Source organism: Vibrio sp. 10N.237.312.B06 (assembly GCF_041464685.1).
Classification (GTDB): domain Bacteria; phylum Pseudomonadota; class Gammaproteobacteria; order Enterobacterales; family Vibrionaceae; genus Vibrio; species Vibrio tasmaniensis_A.
The window spans coordinates 24,551-32,158 of record NZ_JBFSPI010000061.1 but is presented as its reverse complement, the minus strand read 5'-3'; the positions used below and the strand labels follow the sequence as shown (position 1 = coordinate 32,158).

Below are 7,608 nucleotides of genomic sequence, written 5' to 3'. Positions count from 1 at the left end.
ATAACTCTTTACCATGCTGTTCAAAAAACACTCACGAAAGATCAACACGCCCTAAAAACTTACTTCCCCAAAGTGGAAAATCATCATTCAAACCTTTTGATCTTTATGAAACTGGTTGGCAGATGCCACTAACAGGGGAGGTTCTCAATGTTGCTAAATCAGTTTGGAGCAATAATTTTCAAGGTATTGCCCGGACGGTGTGGTTAAGAGGTAAAATATTGGAGTTATTAGCACTACTCATGGTGCATAAAGAACCTAAATCTCTAGCAGAGCAAGCCTGTGACCTTATCGCAACGCAACCTCATATCGATTGGAATATACCATGCCTATCTAAGGAGCTTGCAACCAATGAGTGTTATTTAAAGCAATCATTTAGAGAACAGTTCAACATGGGTGTTGCAAGCTGGATACAGGCTTATCGCATCAATCTTGCTAAAGAGCGTTTAACCAATTCTAATGAATCAATTACCAATATCGCCCTAGATTTGGGTTATCAAAGTGGTAGTTATTTTTCGAAGGTCTTCAAACAGCACTCCGGGCTTACGCCAAAAGCATTTCGAAGCCGTCTTCTGGAATAGTGATCTGTATTAAAAAAGCATTCTGTCAAAGTCTGATCAATCTCAACCATTCGCGGCCCGACTCAACCATTCACTCCTTGTTATTACCATTCGTCGCATTGATAAAACGGCGTGACAGTTTGTGGTTAACCTTTCAACGTCAACATTTGAAAGGGATTAGAAATCATGACTACTTCACACTCATTTAATTCAGGCTCTACCACTTCTCTGCTTAAGCGTTCATTACTGATTGCACTTGTTTCTTTTGCACCGTCATTAGCTTTGGCTAACCCAAGCTCTGACGTGCTCGATATCTACAATCAAGCCGCGCAAGGCAATGAAGATCTGGTTGAGGTGGCTTACGAACGCCTTAATGACACGCTGCAACAAGACGGTGCGACACCACTGACCTTGGTTTACCTCGGAAGCACAGAAACCCTGATGGGGCGTGATGCGTTCTTACCTTGGAACAAGATGAAGTATGTGGAAAAGGGTTTGTCGACCATTGATAAATCACTGGTGCTGCTTAAAGACGAAGACCAACCGATTCATGAGCAACCTCGTGTTCAAGGGCTGCCAGATTCTTACCTAACTCGCGCAATGGCCGCCGTTACTTACACTTCGCTACCAGACATGTTTAACCATTTTGATCGTGGTTATGACCTGTTCCTCTCGTTACTCGCGGAAGATGATTTCCAACAACAACATTTCGCTGCGACCTCGTGGATTTACCGTTACGCCATTACCGCATCGATTCGTGCTGAAGATCTTAAGCAAGCACAAGCGTGGCTAGAACAAATGGAAACTGCCGATGCTGGCAATATCGAAACCATGACGGCGAAGGCCCTAATAGCGAAAGCCAAATAACAGCTGCGAATGCTAAATAACGGTTTACTAAATCTCATTAACGAGCTGGTCTTCAGAGGACAATGAAATGATCGAATTTAAAGGTATCGGCAAAGCGTATGTCACGGGCGGTCAACGTGTTGATGCATTAAACGGGGTCGATGGACATATCCAACGTGGTGAAATGGTGGCGTTATGTGGGCCATCAGGTTCTGGCAAAAGCACACTTTTGAATATTCTTGGATTGTTGGATATGGATTACCGAGGCGAGATCAATATTGATGGAAAAGCGTATCCGACAGAGCAAATCGCCGCTGCACGTTTTCGTCGTCAGTCGTTGGGTTTTGTCTTTCAGCGCTTCAATCTGGTTCCTGTCATGACAGCGCTTGAAAACGTCGCTTACCCATTGATGTTGAACCAATGCTCGAAACAAGAGCAACAGGCCAGAGCACAACATATGCTGGAGCGTGTTGGATTGGGGGATTACGTTCATCATCGCCCAGACAACCTTTCAGGCGGCCAACAGCAACGTGTTGCGATAGCTAGAGCCCTTATCCATAACCCAAGCTTGGTGATTGCCGATGAGCCGACCGCTAGCTTAGACAGCCACACCGCCAACCTTGTGATCGACATTATGAAAGAGCTCGGCCACGAAATGGGCACGACTTTTATCGTCGCAACGCACGACCCAAGAATGGCGCAGCGCTGCGATCGAGTGATTGAACTTATCGACGGCCAACTGGCGCCACAAGCCGCAACTACGGAGGCGATCTCATGGGCAAGTTAACGCAAAGAATGAGCACTTTCTTGCTTCCAACTTCGGTGCGTTTGGCGTGGCTTAATTTATTAAGAAACGGTCGACGCAGCCTGCTTTCGGTATTGATCATCGCGATTGCGGTATTTGCGCTGACCAGTGCGGGTGGCTATGGGCTTTACACCTATGAATCTCTGCGTGAATCGACCGCGCGCGATACTGGTCATCTTACTTTGAGCACACCGGGTTATTTTGAGCAAGATGAAGACATGCCGCTGAGCAATGGTCTCGATAATGTTCAAGCGCTAACCAAGAGCATCATTGGCGACAGCGACGTGCGTGGTGTGCAGCCGCGAGTCTACTTCAGCGGTTTGGTTTCTAATGGCAGTAAGTCGACCATTTTTATGGGAACGGGCGTTAATGAGCGTGAGTTTGACATGAAAGGTCCTTTTCTTGATGTGCGTAGCGGGCAAACCCTGTCGGATGTGAAATCACCAAGATACGACAGCCAAGAGCCACAAGTAATGCTGGGAACTGACCTTGCTCGTAACCTCAAAGTTGCGGTTGGTGATTGGGTTACACTGCTTGCGACTACTAGTGATGGCGCTTTGAATGCCTTTGATTTTAAGGTACAGGGTATCTACTCGACAGGGGTTCCTGAGCTAGACAAACGTCAGCTATATGTACACATCACTACCGCGCAAGAGCTTTTAGCATCAGACAAAGTCAGTACCTTGTCGGTGTTCCTATTTGAAACAAGTAAGACCTCGACCGTACAGCAGCGCATCCAAACTGCTTTAGATCGAAATAGTGCAAGTCAAAGCGATCAAGGCACAGAGATCGAGATTACTCCGTGGCAAGATCGCGCGTTTTTCTACACCAAGGTTAAAGATCTTTACGACCGGATCTTCGGCATCATGGGCGCAGTGATGGCATTGGTCGTGTTTGTGTCGCTGTTTAACACCATGACCATGTCGGTGACGGAACGTACTCGTGAAATTGGCACCTTGTCGGCTCTTGGTAGTTACCCTTCTGAAATCGTGGCAGGTTTCTTAAAAGAGGCGGGATTGTTGGCTGTGATTGGCAGTGCGATCGGTGCGTTAGTGAGTGGCTTAGTGTCGCTGTTATTGCTGGTGGTTGATATACAAATGCCGCCACCTCCCGGCAGAACCGAAGGTTACCCACTCAACATTTACTTCTCATTAGAATTGATTGGTTACGCCACTTTAGGTGTGCTGACGATATGTTTGCTGGCTGCTTATTTCTCTGCTCGTAAAGGCGTAAATAAGCCAATCACGGAGGCGCTGGTTTATGTATAAATTTACTCGTTCACTCACTGTTTTAGGTTCTGTATTGGTTCTAGCATCGGCGCCAAGCTGGGCAGTCGATTCACAACAAGTCACAGAGATGATCGCCAAGGCTGATAGTTACCGATTGAACAGTGCGCAAGCCTCTAAGGTGGTCTCTTTGGTGGCGCTATATCAAGACGAGCAACTGGACAAAACCCGTGAATACAACGTCTACACAAGGCCAAACCGAGAGTCATTGGTGGTGTTCAAATCAGCCGTCGAGGCTGGGCAAAAGATGCTGATGATTGAAGATAACTATTGGCTACTGATGCCGAAATCACGCCGTCCTATTCGTATCACGCCGATGCAAAAGCTATTGGGCGAAGCCTCGGTAGGGGACATCTCGACGCTGACGTGGAGCGAAGATTACCAAGGTGAGTGGGTTGCCGAGCAACAAGTTGAGATGCCGACGGGCGAGACACTCGATACCCATCACCTAAAGCTCGCGGCGAAAACTAAGGGTGCCAGCTATCAGTCGATTGATCTGTGGTTAACAGCAGACCGAGCGTTTCCAGTTAAAGCGGATCTGTATCTGCGTTCAGGAAAACTGGCGAAGCAAGCGTGGTTTACCGAAGGCGTGCGAGATGGATTACCAACAGTAGTGTCGATGACCTTGCTCGATAAGATTCAGCCGAGTAAGAAAACCGTGATTGAGTATCGCGAAGTGATTGAACAAAGCTTGGAAGACAAATACTACAACCCTGCCTACCTATCGCGTAACAGCGTGTCTGGACTTTAGGTGAGCGTCATGAAAGCTTCCAATCGCCGATTCCACATCAAGTATTCAGCCGTTACTTTGCTTGCTTTGTCTTGTGTGAGTAACACGATTCAAGCGGACGATCTGAACTTGGCGTGGGATTGGCAACTCAGTGCAGAAGCCGTTGAATCGCGAGAGTCGCCATTCAGCCCTTTAGCGTCTGATAATCGTCAGTCATTCAATGGCTTGCTGGATCTTGAGGTTGGATATGGCAATTGGCTTGGTCTGTTCGCAGTGAAAGCCAATGATATTCTAAGCAATAACCCTCAACAACAAGACGCGAGCTTTGAATCGGAATTCATTGTGCGTGAGCTGTTTTGGCAAGGTGGTGTTGATCTGTCGAATTCAGCGATCGGTGACCACTATCTTGATGTGACACTCGGTAAGGTTCGCCTAGATTGGGGCGTGGGTTATGGCTACCGACCGTTAGACATCATCAAGCCTTATCGCCAGAACCCAGTCGGTATTGTCGCAGAAGAGGGCGCGGGTGTAGCTTCGGCGTCATTGTTCGATATGACGGGTGAGTGGACACTGCTTTACAGCGATTCATCATGGACTTCCCAAGATGTAAATGAATTCGAAAAGCAGAACCAGCAACAAGGCTTTGGGCTGCGTCGTTACAACCTAGTGGGTGACCATGAGTATCAGTGGGTTGCTTATTATGACGATGTACGCCACGGCTTGCTTGGGGCGAGTTTAGTGTCGGTGTTGAATCTCGCTTGGGAGTTTCATGGTTCGGTGGTCTATCAACGACAAAGCCTTGGCTACAGCCAGCCTGATTCAATGCTTAAACCGGTTTATCTTGAAGAGCAGGGCGAGGCTTATCAAGCGTTGGCAGGATTAACATGGGCCAATGACACCGGTCACAATGTGGTGTTGGAATACTGGTTTGATAGCCGAGCGTGGAGTCATTCTGAGTGGCAAAGCGCGATAGAAAGTGCAGAGTCTTTGTCGGTTAATCCGATGATAGCATCACTGGCAGGTTCTTACGCGCAAGGTTATCAACACGCCAATTTGGTTCAACACAACATCATGTTTCACTGGTCTTTGGATTCGACACATGACTGGCTTGAAGATATCACGCCGACATTTGATGTGATGTTGTCTCCACAAGACGGCGGCTTTATTGCTACCCAGTGGCTCAATTATCAGGCTTTAGATAATGGCGATTCATCGTTGGATTTGGAACTTGCAGCACGCTTTCTAGGCGGTAAAAGTGATTCTGCTTACGCCAACTTACCCGATAGTCATATGATTCTTTTAAATATCAAAGGACGATTTTAATGAACACTTCTCCAAACCGTCAGGCTTCATGGATCAAAAGCTTTACGCTGACCACTCTGTTTTGTTTCGTTATTGCCGTCACTACACAAACGATTTGGGGCGGCGGATTAACGGTTAACCTGGCAATCAGTTTTGGTTTTGGTTATAGCGCAGTAGGTTCCTCTTTTATTCTGGTTAAGTTGTTTAAAACAGAATCCAGGGTATTTGAGGTGGGTATCTCAATGGTGACCGCGATGACCTTTGGTACCTTGAATGCGCACTACTGGTTAAACGAATATTTCGGAACCAATATTTCTGACCTTAAATCCGTAGTCTTGCTCGGTGTGATCTTCTGTTCGGTTTGTTATTACTATTTCTATACCCGAGAGCAACAACTCCGCGCTGATAACGAATTGGAAGTGGCCAAGCGTCGTCAGGCCGATCAAGAAAAGGTGGTGGTGCTGAGTCAGCTTAAGCAACTGCAAAGCCAAATTGAACCGCACTTCTTGTTCAACACACTTGCGACCATCAATGTGTTGATAGAGAGTGATAGCGCGAAAGCCAAGTTGATGCTCGAAAAACTCACCGACTTGTTGCGTGTGACTTTGAAAAACAGCCGCACTGAGCAATCGACCATCGCACAAGAGGTCGACTTGTTAGACGCTTATCTTAATATCCAAAAGATACGTTTGGGTGAGCGCTTAGCGTTCTCGATTGAAACACACGAGATTAGGGATTTGCAGGTGATTCCCCCGTTCTTGATTCAACCCTTGGTCGAGAATGCACTCACGCACGGTATCGAACCCAAAGCGGCGGGTGGCCAAGTGAATATCCGTATTACTCAACAAGCCGAGCAGTTGAATATTGAAGTGTCAGACAGTGGTGCAGGGTTGAAAACACCTTCTGCGAATACGGGGCATGGTGTTGGGTTGAGCAATATTCGTCAAAGAATCGAAACCCTGTATGGTGATAAGGCAAGCCTAACGATTACTGAACACGCTGAAGGCGGGGTAGTCTCTACGATCTTGTTACCGCTGACTGACGCAGTCGCCTAGAATTACAGATCAGAAAGCACAGAACAGTGATGAAAAGTAGACGATTTACAGTGTGAATTTAAAGGACTAACCATGAGCAACCCAGCAATACAGCCGAGCGTAACGGCGATTATCGCAGACGATGAAGCACTGTTAAGGCACCACCTAGACAAGAGTTTGGCTGAGGTTTGGCCGGAGTTAGAGATCGTCGGTAAGGCACAAAACGGTTTGGAGGCGATGCAGAGTATTCAGCAGCTTAAGCCCGACGTGGCTTTTCTCGATATTCGTATGCCTGAGCTGGATGGAATATCACTAGCGAAACAACTCAACAAGCTAGATTCGCCGCCATTGATTGTGTTCATTACGGCTTATGACGAATACGCAGTTAAAGCCTTTGAACACAATGCTATGGATTACCTGCTGAAGCCAATCAACGAAGAGCGTCTACTCGCTACCTGTCAGAAGGTTCAAGTACGTCTGTCGAGCAATCAAACACAATCAGGTATTACGCCAGAACAGCCCGATATCACGGCGTTAATGGCTCAGCTTCAACAGTTATCACAATCGACGTCACAGCAAACGGAGCCTCCTTATCTATCGCAGCCCCTTTACCAACAGCAGAAGAAACATCTCACGTGGCTCAAAGCCAGTGTTGGGGAAGACATCCACCTAATCGCCGTCGATGATGTCGCTTACTTCAAAGCAGAAGACAAGTACGTATCGATATTCAAAAAAGGCCAAGGCAGTTCTCTAGAGGAGTTTATTCTTCGTGTGTCACTAAAAGAGTTGATAGCGCAGCTCAATCCTGATGAATTTTGGCAGATCCACCGCTCAGTGGTGGTGAAAGTCTCGGCCATTGATAAGGTGAAGAAAGGGCTCTCAGGCCAGATGTCGGCTTATGTGTCGGGCGAGAAGTTACCGATCAGCCGCGCCTCGCAAGCTCTTTTTAAAGGGATGTGAGAAACCTGTTTAAGGGAATTTAATAAATCAGTTTTAAGGGATGTGAAATCACCCGATCTATAATCTATGACTATCAGCTTGTGTAATT

8 protein-coding genes are annotated in these 7,608 nt (G+C 47.0%); all 8 read left to right on the top strand.

What is annotated here, in order from left to right; translation table 11 throughout:
- The coding region (locus AB6C75_RS16120) for a helix-turn-helix transcriptional regulator (RefSeq protein WP_372108175.1) at window positions 1-578 on the top strand (578 nt) is incomplete at its 5' end.
- Between the two features lie 165 nt (window positions 579-743).
- Window positions 744-1,424 carry a hypothetical protein gene (locus AB6C75_RS16115; RefSeq protein WP_017094182.1) on the top strand — a complete coding sequence of 227 codons (681 nt, stop codon included), beginning with the start codon at window positions 744-746 and terminating at the stop codon, window positions 1,422-1,424.
- Between the two features lie 67 nt (window positions 1,425-1,491).
- Window positions 1,492-2,190, top strand: coding sequence for an ABC transporter ATP-binding protein (locus AB6C75_RS16110; protein ID WP_372108174.1), 699 nt, complete (start codon window positions 1,492-1,494; stop codon window positions 2,188-2,190).
- Window positions 2,178-3,476 (top strand): ABC transporter permease, encoded by a 1,299-nt coding sequence (locus AB6C75_RS16105; RefSeq protein ID WP_372108173.1) that lies wholly within the window; start codon window positions 2,178-2,180, stop codon window positions 3,474-3,476. Before AB6C75_RS16110 ends, AB6C75_RS16105 begins: the two co-directional genes overlap by 13 nt.
- Window positions 3,469-4,245, top strand: a complete 777-nt coding sequence (locus AB6C75_RS16100) for an outer membrane lipoprotein-sorting protein (protein WP_372108172.1) — start codon at window positions 3,469-3,471, stop codon at window positions 4,243-4,245. Before AB6C75_RS16105 ends, AB6C75_RS16100 begins: the two co-directional genes overlap by 8 nt.
- Before the next feature lie 9 nt (window positions 4,246-4,254).
- Window positions 4,255-5,547 (top strand): hypothetical protein, encoded by a 1,293-nt coding sequence (locus AB6C75_RS16095; RefSeq protein ID WP_372108171.1) that lies wholly within the window; start codon window positions 4,255-4,257, stop codon window positions 5,545-5,547.
- Entirely contained in the window at window positions 5,547-6,581 is a 1,035-nt protein-coding gene (locus AB6C75_RS16090) for a sensor histidine kinase (protein WP_372108170.1), read from the top strand. Before AB6C75_RS16095 ends, AB6C75_RS16090 begins: the two co-directional genes overlap by 1 nt.
- Before the next feature lie 72 nt (window positions 6,582-6,653).
- Window positions 6,654-7,520: a LytR/AlgR family response regulator transcription factor gene (locus AB6C75_RS16085; RefSeq protein ID WP_372108169.1), complete on the top strand. Its 867-nt coding sequence runs from the start codon at window positions 6,654-6,656 to the stop codon at window positions 7,518-7,520.
- Window positions 7,521-7,608 lie beyond the last annotated feature (88 nt).